General features: G+C 61.3%; 16 protein-coding genes. 9 read left to right on the forward strand and 7 right to left on the reverse strand.

Annotated features, from left to right (window positions below; genetic code table 11):
- The first annotated feature begins 6 nt into the window (after positions 1-6).
- From CSQ93_RS03645 to CSQ93_RS03655, 3 genes are all read left to right on the forward strand, one after another.
- Positions 7-885, forward strand: a complete 879-nt coding sequence (locus CSQ93_RS03645) for a peptidase (protein ID WP_099376802.1) — start codon at positions 7-9, stop codon at positions 883-885.
- Between the two features lie 108 nt (positions 886-993).
- Positions 994-2,334, forward strand: coding sequence for an alpha/beta hydrolase (locus tag CSQ93_RS03650; RefSeq protein WP_099376803.1), 1,341 nt, complete (start codon positions 994-996; stop codon positions 2,332-2,334).
- Between the two features lie 102 nt (positions 2,335-2,436).
- Complete coding sequence (locus CSQ93_RS03655) at positions 2,437-2,862, forward strand: Fur family transcriptional regulator (RefSeq protein WP_034787417.1); 426 nt, start codon at positions 2,437-2,439, stop codon at positions 2,860-2,862.
- Between the two features lie 14 nt (positions 2,863-2,876).
- On the opposite strand, the gene CSQ93_RS03660 is transcribed toward CSQ93_RS03655, so the two are convergent.
- The 4 genes from CSQ93_RS03660 to zigA are packed head-to-tail and all read right to left on the reverse strand — an operon-like array spanning position 2,877 to position 6,484.
- Positions 2,877-3,395, reverse strand: a complete 519-nt coding sequence (locus tag CSQ93_RS03660) for a GNAT family N-acetyltransferase (RefSeq protein WP_099376804.1) — start codon at positions 3,393-3,395, stop codon at positions 2,877-2,879.
- A gap of 44 nt (positions 3,396-3,439) precedes the next feature.
- On the reverse strand, positions 3,440-4,228 hold the full coding sequence (locus CSQ93_RS03665) for a HoxN/HupN/NixA family nickel/cobalt transporter (RefSeq protein WP_099376805.1): 789 nt from the start codon (positions 4,226-4,228) through the stop codon (positions 3,440-3,442).
- Positions 4,225-5,238 carry a CobW family GTP-binding protein gene (locus tag CSQ93_RS03670; protein ID WP_099376806.1) on the reverse strand — a complete coding sequence of 338 codons (1,014 nt, stop codon included), beginning with the start codon at positions 5,236-5,238 and terminating at the stop codon, positions 4,225-4,227. The genes CSQ93_RS03665 and CSQ93_RS03670 overlap by 4 nt, the downstream gene beginning before the upstream one ends.
- Before the next feature lie 19 nt (positions 5,239-5,257).
- Complete coding sequence (zigA, locus tag CSQ93_RS03675; RefSeq protein ID WP_099376807.1) at positions 5,258-6,484, reverse strand: zinc metallochaperone GTPase ZigA; 1,227 nt, start codon at positions 6,482-6,484, stop codon at positions 5,258-5,260.
- A gap of 398 nt (positions 6,485-6,882) precedes the next feature.
- On the opposite strand from zigA, the gene CSQ93_RS28695 reads away from it, so the two are divergent.
- From CSQ93_RS28695 to CSQ93_RS03690, 4 genes are all read left to right on the forward strand, one after another.
- Positions 6,883-7,527: a hypothetical protein gene (locus CSQ93_RS28695; RefSeq protein WP_158301102.1), complete on the forward strand. Its 645-nt coding sequence runs from the start codon at positions 6,883-6,885 to the stop codon at positions 7,525-7,527.
- A gap of 91 nt (positions 7,528-7,618) precedes the next feature.
- A complete protein-coding gene (locus CSQ93_RS03680; protein ID WP_099376808.1) occupies positions 7,619-8,665 on the forward strand; it encodes a hypothetical protein in 1,047 nt (348 codons plus the stop codon).
- A 96-nt stretch (positions 8,666-8,761) separates the two neighbouring features.
- On the forward strand, positions 8,762-10,864 hold the full coding sequence (locus CSQ93_RS03685) for a bifunctional 2',3'-cyclic-nucleotide 2'-phosphodiesterase/3'-nucleotidase (protein WP_099376809.1): 2,103 nt from the start codon (positions 8,762-8,764) through the stop codon (positions 10,862-10,864).
- 56 nt (positions 10,865-10,920) lie between these two features.
- Positions 10,921-11,613, forward strand: a complete 693-nt coding sequence (locus CSQ93_RS03690; RefSeq protein WP_099376810.1) for a tetratricopeptide repeat protein — start codon at positions 10,921-10,923, stop codon at positions 11,611-11,613.
- A 25-nt stretch (positions 11,614-11,638) separates the two neighbouring features.
- Here CSQ93_RS03690 and CSQ93_RS03695 read toward each other — a convergent pair whose 3' ends face one another.
- Entirely contained in the window at positions 11,639-12,520 is an 882-nt protein-coding gene (locus CSQ93_RS03695) for a LysR family transcriptional regulator (RefSeq protein ID WP_099376811.1), read from the reverse strand.
- A gap of 112 nt (positions 12,521-12,632) precedes the next feature.
- Between CSQ93_RS03695 and CSQ93_RS03700 the strand changes: the two genes are divergently transcribed.
- Complete coding sequence (locus tag CSQ93_RS03700; RefSeq protein WP_199534242.1) at positions 12,633-13,706, forward strand: alkene reductase; 1,074 nt, start codon at positions 12,633-12,635, stop codon at positions 13,704-13,706.
- A 279-nt stretch (positions 13,707-13,985) separates the two neighbouring features.
- Positions 13,986-15,422: a catalase gene (locus tag CSQ93_RS03705; protein WP_099376813.1), complete on the forward strand. Its 1,437-nt coding sequence runs from the start codon at positions 13,986-13,988 to the stop codon at positions 15,420-15,422.
- Positions 15,423-15,512: 90 nt separating this feature from the next.
- On the opposite strand, the gene CSQ93_RS03710 is transcribed toward CSQ93_RS03705, so the two are convergent.
- Positions 15,513-15,845, reverse strand: a complete 333-nt coding sequence (locus tag CSQ93_RS03710) for a hypothetical protein (RefSeq protein WP_099376814.1) — start codon at positions 15,843-15,845, stop codon at positions 15,513-15,515.
- 159 nt (positions 15,846-16,004) lie between these two features.
- Positions 16,005-17,186, reverse strand: coding sequence for a S1 family peptidase (locus tag CSQ93_RS03715; protein WP_233516028.1), 1,182 nt, complete (start codon positions 17,184-17,186; stop codon positions 16,005-16,007).
- Between the last annotated feature and the right edge of the window lie 122 nt (positions 17,187-17,308).

Raw genomic sequence — 17,308 nt, forward strand, 5'->3', positions numbered from 1 at the left:
ACGACGATGACTTATTGCATAGGCATGCGCCTGAACGAAGGCCTGGTCTTCCTGTCCGATTCCCGCACCAACGCCGGCGTGGACCAGGTGGGCACCTTCCGCAAGATGAGCGTGTTCGAGAACCCGGGCGACCGCATGCTGGTCCTGATGACGGCCGGCAACCTGTCGATCTCGCAGGCGATCCGCCAGATCGTTTCCGAACACGTCGATGCGGACGGACGCAGCATCTGGAACGTGGCCAGCATGTACGATGCGGCGCGCATCGTGGGTGAAGCCGTGCGCACCGTGCACCTGCGCGAAGCGAAGGCCCTGGCCGACTGCGGCATCGACTTCAATGTCAGCATTATATTAGGCGGTCAGATAGGCGCCGAGCGCTGCCGGCTGTTCCAGGTGTATTCGGCCGGCAATTTCATTGAATCGCACGATGAAAACACGTATTTCCAGATCGGCGAAGCGAAATACGGCAAACCCATCATCGACAGGGTCATCAACCCGTTCACGCGCCTGGACGAAGCGGCCAAGTGCGCGCTGATCTCCATGGATTCGACCCTGCGCTCGAACATTTCCGTCGGCTTGCCGCTCGACTTGCTCGTCTACGAGACGGGCAGCCTGGCCGTCACGCGCTTCGTCACCATCGATGAAAAGAACCAGTATTTCCGCATGATCCGCGACACGTGGGGCGAACAGTTGAAACATGTGTTCGAAGGCATCGTCGATCCCGTGTGGAACGCCACGCCGGAAACGACGACGAACGTATTGTCATCGGCCAATATGCACAGCAAGCCCGTGCGCGTAGCCATCCCCGAGCACGTGAGCCGCGGCGGCCTGACCGTGGCGCCCCTGCAATCTTTGGCGCAGCAGTTCAGCGACGACAAGCAGCATTGATGTTAGCCGCACCCGCTGCGCGGGGCGCTGGACAAATCGCTTTTCGCGTGCTTTTATGGCAATATGGGTTGACATTCAATCCAGATTGACATGAAAGGCAGGTGGCGCATGGACTTGATCACTTCCGCTGTCGTGGCGGCCATCGGGCATGGCGCGCCGGGCCACGCTCCCGAAGCCGTGGCCAGCCACTATGAACGGCTCAAGCAGGCCATCGCCAGGTTCGACGGCGCCGCCGCCATCCTGGCCGCGATCGCCGCGCTGGAAGCCGAGCCCGCCAATACCCAGCTGCAACTGGCCCTGTCGGCCGCCCTGTCCGGCGCGAAAGTGCCGGACGACATGGGAACCCTGTTTGCCGCGCAAGGCTTGCTCGATGCGCTGCAGCGGCCTTTTTCCCAGGCGCCCGACGTGGAAGCCGTGCCCGCGCCGGCCGATAAAGGCGCCGTCGTGTCTAACTATGCCGTCGTCAAAGTGTATTTCGCCACGGACCGCCAGCGCGACGTGGGCAAGCCGCCGGCCCAGCGCTTCAGCGGCGAACGCAACATCAAGAGCGGTAATGGTCCGCTCAGCTATGGCAGCTGCGACATCAGCATCCCCCGCGACCACCGCATGGGCCAGCTGGAATCGCCGTCGCTGTGGCGCCTGGAATTTCGCGACGATCCGGCCAAGCACGTGGTGCTGCTGTCCGCCGAGGTGCAAGACCGCGCCAACTTCTTTGCCGCACTAAAAACGCAGATCCGCGCTTCGGCCGGCAAGAGCGCCTTTGTCTTCGTGCACGGCTACAACGTGAGTTTCGAGGATGCGGCGCGGCGCACGGGACAGATGGCCTACGACCTGGGCTTTGACGGCGCGCCCGTGTTCTACAGCTGGCCGTCACGCGGCGAGGTGGCCGGCTACACCATCGATGAAAACAATATCGAGTGGAGCACGCCTCACCTCACCGACTTCCTGGCCGACTTTCTTGCCAGCACGGAGGCGGCGCAAGTGTATCTAGTCGGCCACAGCATGGGCAGCCGTGGCCTGGCGCGGGCCGTGGCCGACTTGCTGGCCGCGCAGCCGCAGCTGGCGCAAAAGATCACGGAAATCATCCTGTCCGCGCCCGATATCGACGCGGCCATCTTCAAGCACGATATCGCGCCGAAACTGGCCGGCGCGCGCAATCCCGTCACCTTGTATGCCTCGTCGCAAGACCTGGCCCTGGCCGCCTCGAAAACCGTGCACGGCTACGCGCGCGCGGGCGACAGCGGCGCCGGCATGCTGATCGTGGCGGGCGTGGAAACCATCGACGCCACCGGGGTCGACACGAGTTTCATGAAACATGCGTATTTCGCGGAAAAGCGCTCCGCCCTGTCCGACATGTTTTATCTGATACGCAACCATGCGCGCGCCGACCAGCGCTTTCTCGACCCCGTCGATACGGTGGCCGGCCGCTATTGGACGTTCAAACCATGACGCCGTTCCATCGAGTGCGGCACGCATGCTAAGATACGGCCCAGAGGGTGGCAAAGGCACGGCGATGACGCCGCCAGCCGATCCCCCGCAAGCAGGCCTATCATGTTGACATCATCTTCTACACCGCAAGCAGAATCGCTGATCCGCAACACCAACGCCCGCGTCACCAAGACGCGCGTGAAGGTGCTCGACTTTTTAATGGCGCAAAGCCGTTCGCTGACCCACCATGAAATCCAGCAGGCGCTGTCGCAGGACAGCGACATCGATTCCGTCACCCTGTACCGGGTGCTGGAATGGCTGACGGAAAATGAACTGGTGCACCGCATCGCGGGCGCCGACCAGGTGTGGCGCTTCAGCGCGGGCGCCGGCCACCAGGCGCACGAACACGCGCATTTCCAGTGCACCAAATGCGCGAACGTCACCTGCTTCAATGAAGTCAAGCTGCCGCCGCCCGTGCTCTTGCCGGAAGGTTTCAGCGGCGGCGAAGTCGATTACCTGATCAAGGGCCTGTGCCCGCGCTGCAAGTAATTCTCAAAAAGACATCACCTGATCAATAGAGCCAGGTGATGCTCGTCATAGAATAAGTCGCCCACGCGCATCGAGCGCGGTTCCGTGCCATACGCGATAAATCCCAGCGATTCATACAGGCCCAAGGCGGCATTGTTTTCCGCATTTACGCTTAAATGCACTTGCATGACGGCAGGGTCAGCTTCGGCCTGTTCGATGCAGGCGTTCACGAGACGCCGCGCCACACCCTTGCCCCGTTGCGTCACATCGACAAACACGCCCCACAGCAAGGCCTTGTGCGACAGTTGCCGCATGGATTCGCGCCGCAAGCCGGCAAAACCGACCAGGCGTTCGCCATCGAAGGCGCCGAAAGCCCTGTGCAGCGGGCCGCCGGCGATGCGCTGCACATGTTCTTGCGGCGTGCGCGCCAGTTCATCCTCGCGCGACGAGGAAAACGAGCTGGGCGAATCAAGGATGGCGCGCAGGCGCAGCGCGCAAAAGGCGGCGGTGTCGGCTGGCGTCAGCAGGCGGATGACGATTTCAGGTGCGGGCATGGTGGAATCCGGCAGTTTTTTTCCATTATACCCACGCCCCCGTCTCAGGCACGCACGCGGCGCAAACCCAGCAAGGTCCAGCCGTACAGGGCCGCCATCAGCAGCACCATGGCCGCGCCGAGGGCCGCCGTCCAGCTTTCCGGCAGCGACCAGGCGGAGTCAAACTTGCCGGCCGCCATGGTGCCAGCCATGGCCACGCAGATGGCGACGATGGGCCAGCCCAGGCGGCGCCGGAAGGCGCGCACGATATCCGCCTGGCCGGTGCGCATGACTTTCGCCGTGACCCAGCCATCGAAGGTATCGGTCACGCCCATGCCGACGGCAAACACCAGGCCGGTCAGCAAGGCTGGCTGCATGCCGCCCAGCGCGACGGCCGCATAGCCCCAGGCGGCCGCCTGCAGGGCCGTGTCGAACACCAGCGCGAACAGCATGCCGACGAGGATGGCGGCCAGCGGCCCCGATGCGCCCCGCAACCAGCGTGGCAACAGCCGGCCGCGCACGTCGGCCAGTTGCGCGCCAGCCAGCAAGCTGCGCGCATTCATGCCGGCGATGAGCAGCAGCAAGGCGATGGGCAGCCATTCCAGCCAGCCAAACACGGCCTCCGACGGCGTAAATTGCTGCGACGCGACGGCGGCCACGGCCACGATGGCCAGCACGGTGAGGCCATGGCCCAGTGCAAACAGCGCCCCCATCCACGGCGCCCAGCGCGGCGCTGCCGCCTGGCTGCGCAGGGTCAGACCATCGACGGCGGCCAGGTGGTCCGGTTCCAGCCCATGTCGCATGCCAAGCAGAAAGATCAGCGCCAGGGCGGGCAAGCCCGCTTCCACGCTCATGCGGCCACCACGCCGGGGCTGTCCGCCGTGGCCAGCGTGGTCACGCAGCGGTCCAGGCCCCGGATCAGCATATCCTGCGGCAAGTCGCGGCCGATAAAGATGATCTTGCTGGCGCGCGTTTCCCCGTCGCGCCACGGCGCACCCAGTTCCGAGCCCATCAGCATGTGCACGCCCTGGAACACGGCGCGGCATGGCATGTCGGCAACATACAAGATGCCCTTGTAACGCATCAGCTGGGCGCCGAACAGCTGTACCACAGCATCCAGAAAATTTTCCACCTGCAGCAGATCCAGGGGCTGGGACTGGTGGTAGACGAACGATTGCACGCCGTCGCCATGGCGGTGCCCCAGTTCCCCCAGGAAATCCGGCTCCAGCTCGACGATGGCGTTCAAGTTGAAACCGCGAATGTTCAGGATGTCGCGCAGCGGCACATTGCCAAAGCTTACTTTCTGGATGCTGGCGCGGCCATTGATGGCGACCAAGCGCTGGCGCAGCGCGGCCAGCTCGTCCTTGCTGACCAGGTCCGTCTTCGACAGCAGGATGCGGTCGGCAAAGCCCACTTGCTCCTGGGCTTCCTTGTGCGCCGTCAATTGCTGCTGCGCGTGGCGCGCATCGACCACCGTCAAAATGGCGTCGAGCATGTAAAACTCGCTGATTGACGGTTCCGCAAAGAAGGTTTGCGCCACGGGACCAGGCGCGGCCAGGCCCGTCGTTTCGATGATCACGTGGTCGAACGCGATGGTTCCGGCTTGACGCTTGGCGTGCAATTCGCCCAGGATGCGGATCAGGTCGCCGCGCACGCTGCAGCAGATGCAGCCATTGTTCATTTCCACGATCTGCTCGTTGCTATCTTGCACCAGCAAGCCATGGTCGATGCTTTCGGCGGCGAATTCGTTTTCGATCACGGCAATGCGCACGCCGTGATCGCCCTGCAATATGCGCTTGAGCAAGGTGGTTTTCCCGCTGCCGAGAAAACCAGTGATGATGGTAACGGGGATCAGTTCTGTCATAGTGCATTCCTATCGATGGTTAATCTTCAAGTTCTTCCATGCGTTGCCATTGGGGAAACGGGTCGGGCAGCTTGCGCCAGGCGGCCATGCCCTGGCGCGTTTCCGTGTAGTTGAGTTGACATTTCTTTAAGTCCGCCTCGATGGCGGCCTGGTCCATGTCCTGGCCGATGAAGACGAGCTCCTGGTAGCGGTCGCCATACGTTTCGCTCCAGCCCGCCTTGACTTCCGCCAGCGAGGCCGCATCCGTGGGCCAGCGCTCCTTCGGCACGGAGGCCCACCACAAGCCCACGGGTTCGATATTCATCAGCTTGCCCGCGCCGGACAGGCTGGCCACCCATTCGGGACGGCTGGCCAGCCAGAAATATCCCTTGCTGCGCACCACGCCCTTGATCGGCTGGGCAATGTAGTCATGCAAGCGCTGCGCGTGGAACGGCTCTTTCGCCCGGTAAACGAAGCTGTTGATGCCATATGTTTCCGTCTCCGGCGTGTGGGTGCCGGCCAGCTCCTGGGCCCAGCCCGGCATGCCGGCCGCCTGCTCCAGGTCGAACAAGTTCGTGCCCAGGATGGCGTCCAGCGGCACGACGGACTGGTTGGTTTCGATGATGCGCGCGCCGGGATTGAGGGCTTTTAAAATGGCCAGCACGCGCAGGCGCTCATCTGCGTCGACCATGTCGACCTTGTTGAGGACGATGACATTGGCAAACTCGATCTGCTCCGTGAGCAAATTGGCCAGCTGGCGGTCGTCGCCCTCGCCCGCGATTTCGCCCCGCTGCTCCAGGCTGTCTTCGCTGTGGAAATCGTTGAGCAGGTTGGCACAGTCGACGACGGTGACCATGCAGTCGATGCGCGCCACGTCGTTCAGGCTGTCGCCGTGCTCATCCTCGAAGTCGAAGGTGGCGGCCACGGGCATCGGCTCACCCACGCCCGTCGATTCAATCAGCAAATAATCGAAGCGGTCTTCCGCCGCCAGGCGCCGCACTTCCAGCAACAGATCGTCGCGCAGGGTGCAGCAGATGCAGCCGTTCGACATTTCCACGAGTTTTTCTTCCGTGCGCGACAGGGCCGCACCGGCCGCCTCCGCGCTGTCTTTCACCAGCGAGGCATCGATATTGACTTCGCTCATGTCGTTGACGATGACGGCCACCCGCTTGCCTTCGCGGTTGCGCAAGATGTGGTTGAGCAAGGTGGTCTTGCCGGCGCCGAGAAAGCCGGACAGGACGGTGACGGGGAGTTTGCGCTGGGTCATGGGGATTCCTTCGGCTGGCTGAGTTGCTGAGTTGGCGATGGTCGCACTAATGCAAATAAATTGCGTTTTCAAATTATAATGCAACTAACTTGCATTTGTGTGGCGATCTTTGTCTGCCACCGTGAAAAAGAGGAATCCATGCGCTACCAGCAGGATCAGGATCCCGGCCCTCGACGTGCTAGAGTGCAAGCTCGTCGGCGATGCCATCGAAGTAAGCGCATGGGGGCTGACTGTTGTCGGCAGCCCTTGGATGATGCGATGAAGACTGGTTCTGCCCCTCGTGCAGACATACAGCCGTGCTTCTCAGCCGCGCGGCCGCGTGAGCATCACATCGGCTGGCTTCGATTGTATTAGCCCTTAGCAAGCCGCTCTTAACTATTTTATTCTCGCCTAGCCTAATGAAAAAAATACTGATAATAAGCCTGCTCGCTCTCATCTCTATATATGTTTTTAAGCAAATGATTTACAACCCCTACATATGGAAACAAACCATTAACAGCCCTGAGCATAAATTGCAAATTGGAAGTTTTATTTTCAACAAAAGAACAGGGGTGAATGGTGGAAGCCAAAGCATTCAAACGGATCATTACATTTTCAAAGTAATAGAGATCAATGGCGATCATGTTCGGCTTTCTGTTGTCAGGCAATTGTCGAAAAATAACACAATTTCACAATCCGACTTCTCGACCACAAAAGAGCATTTTGAATATTTAAAAAAACATATCAATGAAATTACAGTTACAGGAATATTAACAAAAGACTTATTCGCTGGAAATTATGAGCCATATACCATGAATGATTATTTACTGAAGAAGTATCCTTCATTGGAAAAATCAAGGTATTACTTCGAAGATATCCCTGAAGATATGAAAAATTTGCCGTTACCGACAGACCATATCAAACTACTGGATTATTTTAGTTCAATCTATTCCAAAAAAGAAATTATTGAAAATGGCAATCTTGTACTCTGGGTTTTAAATAATAGCGGTAATCCTGAATTAGCCAAAAACTCAGCAGAAGATATAGATTTGATACAAAATTAGATTTTTGTCGCGCTTGATCAATTGTGCTTGCATGGCGCGTGAAGATACTCCATCTTGCCACAGTTCAATTTTTACAATCACCAAGGAATCGATGTTCTTACGCAACTCCACAAGGCTTCTTGCCGTACTTGTTTTGATGATGGGCAGTGCCATTGCCGCAGACATACAAAAGCCGATCCAGCACTATCTTTACTTTAATCACCGTGAACTGAACGGAGAAAACATCCGCTCGGATAAAGCGTTAAACGATCCCCGCTTCCGTGGCGCGCAAATCGTCTACACCTGGCGCAGCCTGGAGCCACAACAGGACCGGTATGATTTTGCGGCGATCCGCCACGACATCGCCCATCTCGATTCAATCGGCAAAAAACTGTGGATACAACTGCAGGAAAAATCCTTCACGCCGCGCCATAATGTGCCGGCCTATTTACTCAGCGATCCCCAATATCAGGGCGGCATCATCAAGCAAAGCATGCTCTCGGCGCCGGAGCGCGATCCGCACAAACCGGTGACGGATGATGAATACGGCTGGTCGCCAAAGATGTGGGAACAACCGGTGCGCGACCGTTACCAGCGATTGATCCGGGCGCTGGGCCAGGAATTCGACGGAAAAATCGAGGGCATTAATTTCAGCGAAAGCTCGATCGATATCGGTGTCGAGGACAGTAATGGAAATACGATTTTTCCCGATGATTTCAAGCCGCAACAGTATGTCGATGCCATCAAGGAAAACATGCGGGTGCTGGCCGGCGCCTTTCCTCACACCACCACCATGGTGTACTTGAATTTTTTGCCAGGTGAATGGCTGCCGTGGAGCGACAAGGGTTATATGCGCAGCGTGTTTGCGCAAGCGCAAACGCTGCAGATGGGCGTGGGGGGCCCCGACCTGATGCCGTATCGAAAAAGCCATATGGGCCAAAGCTACGGCTTCATCAAGGACTATCCGGCCGATCTGGTCAAAGGCATGGCCGTGCAAGACGGCAATCTGCGCCAGATCAATCCCCGCACCGGGAAAAGAAATTCGGTCGAGGATATCCTCGACTTTGCCCGCAACTACCTGGGCCTGGACTATATTTTCTGGGTGGAGGATGAACCATACTTCAGCAATGAGGTGCTGAAAAAGCTGCCGGCGCATTGATACGCCGGCACGACGCCATGCGCCCTGCCACACTGTCATGGTGGCGTCATATGCAGGCGTTACAGTCGCGTCCTTTGAATCTCTCCGAGGGCGGTAATGAAAACAAATTGGGTCATGCTGGCGGCGCTGGCAAGTGCAGGTCTCGTCGGTTGCAACGGCAGTTCGAATACCCCGGTGGCGCCGGCCATTCCCGAAGGCACGACGGTCACCGTGGCCTTGCTGGAAACCACCGATATCCATTCGAACGTCCTCAGCTACAACTATTACGCGCTGGCTGAAGACACGAGCCTGGGCCTGGAGCGCACGTCGACCCTGATCCAGGCGGCGCGCGCGGAAAATCCGAACACCGTGCTGCTCGACGATGGCGACGTCATCCAGGGCACTTTGCTGGCCGACTTGCAAGCCGTAGCCGCGCCCGTGCCCTGCTCCGGCACGTTGGCCGTGCACAAGGCCATGAACGCGCTGAAATATGACGCGGGCGGCATGGGCAACCATGAGTTCAACTACGGCTTGCCTTATTTGAGCCAGATCACCAACACGGATTTCGGCATACCCGGCGTGGCCAAGCCGACGGGTACCTGCGGCGCGCCCGCCTTCCCTTCCGTGCTGAGCAATGTCGTCGGCGTGGCCAGCGGCAAGCCCATCTTCCAGCCCTACGCCGTGCTCCCGCGCGATTTCGCCGCCACGGCGCCCGATGGCAGCAAGCTGACCGTCAAAATCAATGTGGGCGTGCTGAGCTTTGTGCCGCCGCAAATCCTCGAATGGGACCAGAAAGTGCTCGCCGGCAAGGTCAGCGTGACGGGCGTGCAGGAAGCGGCGAAACAGTACGTGCCGGAATTGCGCAGCAAGGGTGCCGACCTCGTCGTGGCCCTGTCGCATGGCGGCCTGGATACGAGCGCCTACAGCCCGAAGATGGAAAACGGCAGCTATCACCTGACCAGCACGGGCATCGACGCGCTGATGATCGGCCACTCGCACTTGATCTTCCCGAAAGGCAAGGAAGACGGCGCGGCCGCACTGGACGCTTCGTTTGCCGCCTTCCCGGCCAGCGCAAAGATCGACGCCGTCAACGGCTTCGTGAACGGGGTGCCCACCGTCATGGCACAAAGCTGGGGCCGCCGCCTGGGCATCATCAAGCTGACGATGGTGTACCAGGGCGGTAAATGGGTGGTGCAGCCAGCCAAGACGACGGTCGAATCGCGCGGCTTCAAGTACACGGATGGCAAGACCCTCGTCAAAGCCGACCCGGCCATCGCGCCGCTGGTGGCCACCGAGCACGCGGCCACCATCGCCTACGCCAAGCAGCCACTGGGCATCAGCACGGATTTCGAGATGTCTGCCTATTTTGCGCTGGTGGGCGACGTCAGCGCCATCCAGCTGGTCAACCAGGCGCAGCTTGACTACGTGAAAAATTTCATCGCCACCAGCACGGATGCGACCTTGTCCAGCTACAAGAACATCCCCGTCATTTCCTGCAGCGCGCCGTTCAAGGCGGGCCGCAACGGGCCATCGGACTTCACGGACGTGGCCTCCGGCGCGACGCCTGCCGCACCGGTCGGCTTGCAAGTGCGCAATCCGGGCGACCTGTATTTATATAGCAATAACAACCTGCAAGCCGTGAAAATCAAGGGTTCGGACTTGAAAGCGTGGCTGGAAACGTCGGCCAAGCAATTCAACCAGATTGACCCGGCCAGCAGCGCCGAGCAAGACCTGGTGCCGTCGTATGGCACGATTTATAACTATGACGTGTTTTATGCGGAAAACAATGCGCTGACGTACCAGATCGACGTGACGAAAAAGCTGGGCAACCGCATCGTCAACCTCACGTACAAGGGCGCACCCGTGGCCGATGGCGATGACTTTATCGTCGCCACCAACGACTACCGTGCCGGCGGCGGCGGCGCCGTGCCGGGCATCGATGGCAGCAAGACCATCATCAAGTCGCCCGATGCGAACCAGGCCGTGGTCAGCAATTACCTGGCGTCGCTGAGCACCAAGGGCGGCAAGGTGACCCTGGCGGCGAATGGCAGCGCGCGCAGCTGGAGCTTCGTCAAGACGGCCACGGCCGGCCCCGTGATCCTGCGCTCGGCACCGGGCCATTTGGCGCTGGCGCAAGCGAGCGGCATCGCCAACGTGGCGTCCGAAGGCGGCCTCGACGCCAGCGGATTTGCCAAGTACCGCATCGACCTGAGCAAATAAGGTCCATGGGCCGGCACGAACGATGTGCCGGCCTGTTTTGATGAAAGGTGAACAAGATGAAACACGCGCTCTCCCTCCCTGCCGTCGTGCTGGCCACGGTTCTGGCCGCCTGCCAGGCGTCGCCACCGCCCACGGCGGCGGAAATCGAAGCCGTCGCCATGCATGCGCGCCAGGCGGGCGACCACCAGGCCGAGCGCAAGGTGCGCAGCTGGGCCGGCAAGGACATGCCCGTTGCCGAGCGCGAACTGGCGCTGATTTACCAACCCCGTCCCGAACGCCGCGCCGAGGCCTTGAGCCTGTTTGAACAGGCGGCCCGCGCCGGTGACACGGAAGCTGCGTTCGAGCTGGGACAAATGCTGCGCGCCGCCACGCCGGCCCAGGCCTGGCTATGGTACCGTCAGGCGGCGCAGCAAGGCCATGCGAAGGCGGCCCTGATGCTGGGCTTGCTGGCGGCGAATGGCGAAGGCGTGCCGCAAGATCCCGTGATCGCCGCGCACTGGCTGGACAAGTCGAGCGAACTGGGTAATCCTCACGCCATGTTCCTGCTGTACAACGCCTACCGCGAAGGCCGCGGCGTGCCGCGCGACCCGGCCAAGGGCCGTGCATTGCTGGAAGAAGCGGCCCACCATGAATACCCGCCCGCCCTCCAGGAACTGGCCATGACGGTGCAAGCCGACGACGCCCTGCGCGCCGGCCACCTGATGAAGGAAGCGACGGAGCATCGGCACAATAACTGGAACCGTTTCTGACGCGCCAGCCGCTCGGGCCTGTGTTTCAGGCCAGCCGCTCGCGCAGGAATTCGATGAAGCGCTGGGTCTTGGCCGGCAGCAAGCGCGTTTCCGTCATGGCATACACGGAGGCAGGCATGCCCTGCCATAGCGGCAGGATACGGCGCAGCTGGCCGCTCGCCAGCTCGTCGGCAACGATTTGTTCGGGCATCAGGATGATGCCCATGTCCAGCGCGGCCAGGCGCCGGCTCATGCCCACGCTGTTGAGCGCGAAACGGCCTCCCACGGGCACCGTGACGCCTTGCCCGCCGCCCTGCTCCCCACCTTGCAAGCTCCAGCTGCCCGCCTTGATCATGCTCAGGCATTCATGCCGCTGCAAGTCCGTTGGCTCATGCGGTTCGCCCGCGCGCGCCAGATAGCCCGGTGACGCGTATAGATTGGTGGGCAGCAAGGCCAACTGGCGCGCGATCAATTGCGAATCGGCCGATGGCCCGATGCGGATGGCTACGTCGAACGGTTCGCTGACCAGGTCCACCCGCCGTGGCGTGAAGTCGAAATCAAAGCTCAAGCCCGGATAGCGCGCGGCAAATTCGGCGATCAGCGGCGCCAGGTAAGTCACGGCAAAATCCACGGGAAACGACACGCGCAGGACACCTGTCGGTTGCGCCAGCATGCCGCCCAATTCTTCATGGGCAAACCGCGCCTCATCGACGATGCGCTTGCAGCGCTCGAAATACTGCTGGCCCGCTTCCGTCAATTCCACCTTGCGCGTCGTGCGGTGCAGCAGGCGCAGGCCGATGGCCTTTTCCAGCGCGCTGATGCGGCGCGACAAGGTCGAATTCGACATGCCGATCGCCTGCGCCGCGCCACGAAAACCTTTCGCCTTGACCACTTCCACGAACAGGGCCATATCGTTCAGCAACTCCATCGTCTTGATTGCTCCATTTTTGCACCAATGATTCTCAATTTACCATATTTATCTCAAACGAAAAGCAGGCGATGATGTTCCCATCTTGAACCTTCACCTTTTGAGGATAACCATGTTGCCCCTGTTGACCCCCATTCATGTTGGCCGCCATAGCGTGCCGAACCGCCTGGCCATGGCGCCGATGACCCGTTCGCGCGCCGACAGCGACGGCACGCCCGGCCTGCTTGCCGCCGACTACTATGCGCAACGCGCCAGTATCGGCCTGATCGTTACGGAAGGCACGCAGCCATCCGCCGATGGCCAGGGCTACCTGAACACGCCCGGCATCCATACGCAGGCGCATGTGGCCGGCTGGCAAACAGTCACGGCGGCAGTGCATGCGCGCGGCGGCCGCCTGTTCATGCAGCTCATGCATGCGGGCCGCATGGCGCATCCGGACAATACGCCCCACCATCGCCAGCCGGTGGCGCCATCGGCCATCGCGCCGGGTACCGACATGTTTACGGCCACGGGCATGCAAGCCATACCCGTACCGCGCGCGCTGAGCACGGACGAAGTGCGACAAACCGTACAGGATTTCCGTACTGCCGCGCGGCACGCCATCGAGGCCGGCGCCGATGGCGTGGAAATCCATGGCGCGAATGCCTATCTGGTCCAGCAATTCTTCGCCCCCAGCGCGAATGTGCGCAGCGATACGTATGGCGGTTCGATTCAAAACCGCGCCCGCTTCGCCATCGAAGTTGCCGTCGCCATTGCCGACGAGATCGGCACCGACCGGACGGCGATCCGCCTGTCGCCCGGCACCACCATGTGGGGCATCGACGAAGGCGAGGATGGCCCGGCGCTGTACCGCTACCTGGTGGCGGAACTCGACAAGCTGAACCTGGCTTACCTGCACGTCATGCATCAAGGCAATGAACCCTTGCTGGCCGATATGCGCCAGTTGTGGCGCCAGCAGCTGATGGTGAACCGGCCTGGACGCCCGCGCGAACAGATGGGCGAGGACATCGCGGCAGGCCTGGCCGACATGGAATCGTATGGCCAGGCTGTGCTGGCCAATCCCGATTTCGTCGAGCGGTTAACGACGAATGCGCCGTTCAACGAAGCGGACCGCGCCACCTTCTTTGGCGGCACGGCTCGCGGCTACACGGATTACCCGGCGCTGGATCTGACTCAATCGGCCTGATCCATTCATTGAAACAAGACAGCGCGCCACTTGCAGGCATCAGGAATCTGGCACAGGGCAATCGTGTTGAGCTAGTTCTTTCCCAGAGGCTATGATGGACGCGCTGCCTCCAAGGCGGCGGGGCTGTTGCCGGCTCCGAAATCGATTACACTGAATTTGCTTTTTAGAAATTTGTTACTCTGGACCAGCCTCGGTGAGCACGTCGTACACGCTCAACCCAGCCAGTGTTTGGGTAGGCCCTGGCTCGTCCGTTGACCTCCCCTATAAAGAAAGAGTCCAATGAAAAAGCTGACCACCGCCTTTGGCGCGCCTGTTGTCGATAACCAGAACATCCAGACGGCCGGGCCACGCGGCCCCGCCCTGCTGCAAGATGTGTGGTTCCTGGAAAAGCTGGCCCACTTCGACCGCGAAGTCATTCCCGAGCGCCGCATGCATGCCAAGGGTTCCGGTGCGCACGGCACGTTTACCGTCACGCACGACATCACGCGCTATACGCGGGCGAAGATTTTTGGCGCGGTCGGCAAGTCCACTCCCATGTTTGCGCGCTTTTCCACGGTGGCCGGCGAACGGGGCGCGGCGGATGCGGAACGCGATATCCGCGGCTTTGCCTTGAAGTTTTATACGGAAGAAGGCAACTGGGACCTGGTCGGCAACAATACGCCCGTGTTTTTCATGCGCGACCCGCTGAAATTTCCCGATCTGAATCACGCCATCAAGCGCGACCCGCGCAGTGGATTGCGCAGCGCCAACAGCAACTGGGATTTCTGGACCTCGCTGCCGGAAGCCCTGCACCAGGTCACTGTGGTGATGAGCGACCGTGGCTTGCCGCGCAGCTTCCGCCACATGCACGGCTTCGGCAGCCATACCTTCAGCTTCCTGAATGCGCAAAACGAGCGTTTCTGGGTCAAGTTCACCTTTAAAACCCAGCAAGGCATCCAAAACCTGACGGACCAGGAAGCCGAGGAGCTGGTCGGCAAGGACCGCGAAAGCTCGCACCGCGACTTGTATGAAAGCATCGAAAACAAGGATTTCCCCCGCTGGACCCTGTACGTGCAGATCATGCCGGAAAAAGAGGCAGGCACGTATCACCTGAACCCGTTCGACCTGTCGAAAGTGTGGCCGCACGGCGACTACCCGCTGATCGAAGTGGGCGTGCTGGAACTGAACCGCAATGCCGACAACCACTTCGCAGAAGTGGAACAGGCCGCCTTCAATCCGGCCAACGTGGTGCCTGGCATCAGCTTTTCGCCAGACAAGATGCTGCAAGGCCGGCTGTTTTCGTATGGCGACGCGCAGCGCTACCGCCTCGGCGTCAACCACAGCCATATTCCCGTCAACGCGCCGAAATGCCCGTTCCACAGCTATCACCGCGACGGCCAGATGCGGGTCGACGGCAACCAGGGCGGGACCTTGGGCTATGAACCGAACAGTGAGCAGGAATGGGCCGAACAGCCCGATTTCCGCGAGCCGCCGCTCAGCATCGAGGGTGCGGCCGATCACTGGAACCACCGCGTCGACGAAGATTACTATTCGCAGCCGCGCGCCCTGTTCCAACTGATGACCCCGGCGCAGCAGCAAGCCTTGTTCGACAACACGGCGCGCGCCATCTCGGGCGCGTCGGAGCAAGTCAAGCAACGCCACATCGGCAACTGCACCCTGTGCGACCCCGCCTATGGCGCTGGCGTGGCCGAAGCGATAGCCCGTCTGAGCAAATAAGGCCGGCGAAAAGTCAACCCGGAAGGCCTGGCGACAGGCCTTCCGCCGCAGCCATCCGCGGCATGACGCAAGAGTCGCCCGGCCTGCCTGCTACCAGCGCTGGATATCGATCTGGCCCGTGATGCTCGTTTCTACCGGATAACCTTCAACCTGCAACGGTACGCGCCGCTTGACGGACGCGTCGCGCAGGTACACGACGAGCGCTTCCTTGCCCACGGCCGTCTGCCCCAGGCTGACGCCTTCCACGCCGTCGATCGCCATCAGCGCCCGCTCGTTGCGCCGCTTTGCCGCTTCCAGACGGCCCTGGGGGGCGGCAGGGGCATACTGTCCCATGCCCTGTCCAGGAGGCGCATCCGGCAAATACGGCATGGCGGCGTCTTCGAAGACGGCAGATGGCGATAGTGCGAATTTACTGTTAGTCATGACACACCCTCCTGATGCTTTCCATGATACACCCGCCTATCCGGCGCTGCAGCACGCTTCGCCGGCCCGAACCTGGCGTGGCGGCGGCCCTTGCCCAAGATCATCATCGTGCAAAAGGCAGCGATATGCAAGGCGCCCCGCCAGGTCTTGAAAGCGTGCTCAGGTATACAAATTGATATCGAGCGCCGCCACCACCCGCCGCATCTGGTTGGCAAACGTGATATTGCCGCCGCCGGCAAACAGCAGGCCGACGGGATTGCGCTGCTGGTTCCAGGTCCAGATGGACGAGCCGGAATCGCCGCCCGCGCTGAACGCGCCGCTCACGCCCGTGATGGCGATCTGATCCTGGAACAGCGCGATCCTGCCGCTGCCGTAATTGACGTTGATGGTGGCGCCCAGGCCCGTGATGCGGCCCTGCGTCAATTGCATCGTGCGGCCGGACTTGCCGACCATCATGCCCAGCGCGGGTGCCACCAGCGCACTGCTGATGCGGAAGTACGCCGGCACGCCGCCGCTCAGGTAGACCAGTTCGGGACGCACGCGGTCTGGCCAGGCCCAGCCGGTGGCGCAATCGACGAAGTTGACGCCGCCGCTGAAATTGATGGGCACGAAGCGCTCGAGCACGGCCACCTGGTCTTGCGGGCAGCGGCCGCCGTCGATGGGGCCAGGCTGCACGATGCAGTCGTTGAACACGCCACCGTTGGAATTGGCCAGCACGTGATTATTGCTAAGTATCATCAAACGGCTGTTGCGCGGCGCGCTGCGCCCCACGGCCAGGCAGCCGATGGTGCCGGCCGTAATGCGGAAATGCCCGACCGACACGCCGCCCGGCGCCGGGCGCAAGCGGAAACGGTGCGGTTGCGCATCGATCACGCCCGTGACGACGATGTTGACGGGCACCCTGTCGCTGGCCACGGCGCGCACGCCCATGGCCCCCACGATGGCGGCCTTGGCGCGGTCGACGGAAGTGGGCTCGGCCACGTACAGGGTCAAGGCCGGCAAGCCCGGCTCGCCGGACGAACTGTCGCTGGCGCCCTCGCCCAGGCCGATGGACACGCCCTGGATATTGCCGCCGTCGCTGAAGGCGTCGGCCGCGCGCACGCCGCCCGCCTGCGAAATGCTTTGCCGCATGCCGTCTTCGATGCTGCGCTTGATTTCCAGCAATTCCATACTGACGCCGCTCAGGGCGTCGGGCACCTCCGCGACGGACGCGCTCTCGATCGTATTGTCATCTTCGCCCGGGACGGAAAATTGGCCGATGGCCTCTTCATCGTCCGCGCTTTGTCCCCTGCCGCTGCTACCGGGCGGGGCGCTGAAACCATTCTCGTTGCCTATCATCATGTTCTCCTCGTGGGTCGCCGCAAGCCACCAGTGTGGACGGGCCGCGCGGGCCGGTATTGATCTGGATTGAACCGCGCCCACGCATGGCGACCCGGCCCCCATGGCGGCAACGAGTGCAAAAA

The organism is Janthinobacterium sp. BJB426 (assembly GCF_002735705.1).
In the GTDB taxonomy this organism is placed as follows: domain Bacteria; phylum Pseudomonadota; class Gammaproteobacteria; order Burkholderiales; family Burkholderiaceae_D; genus Janthinobacterium.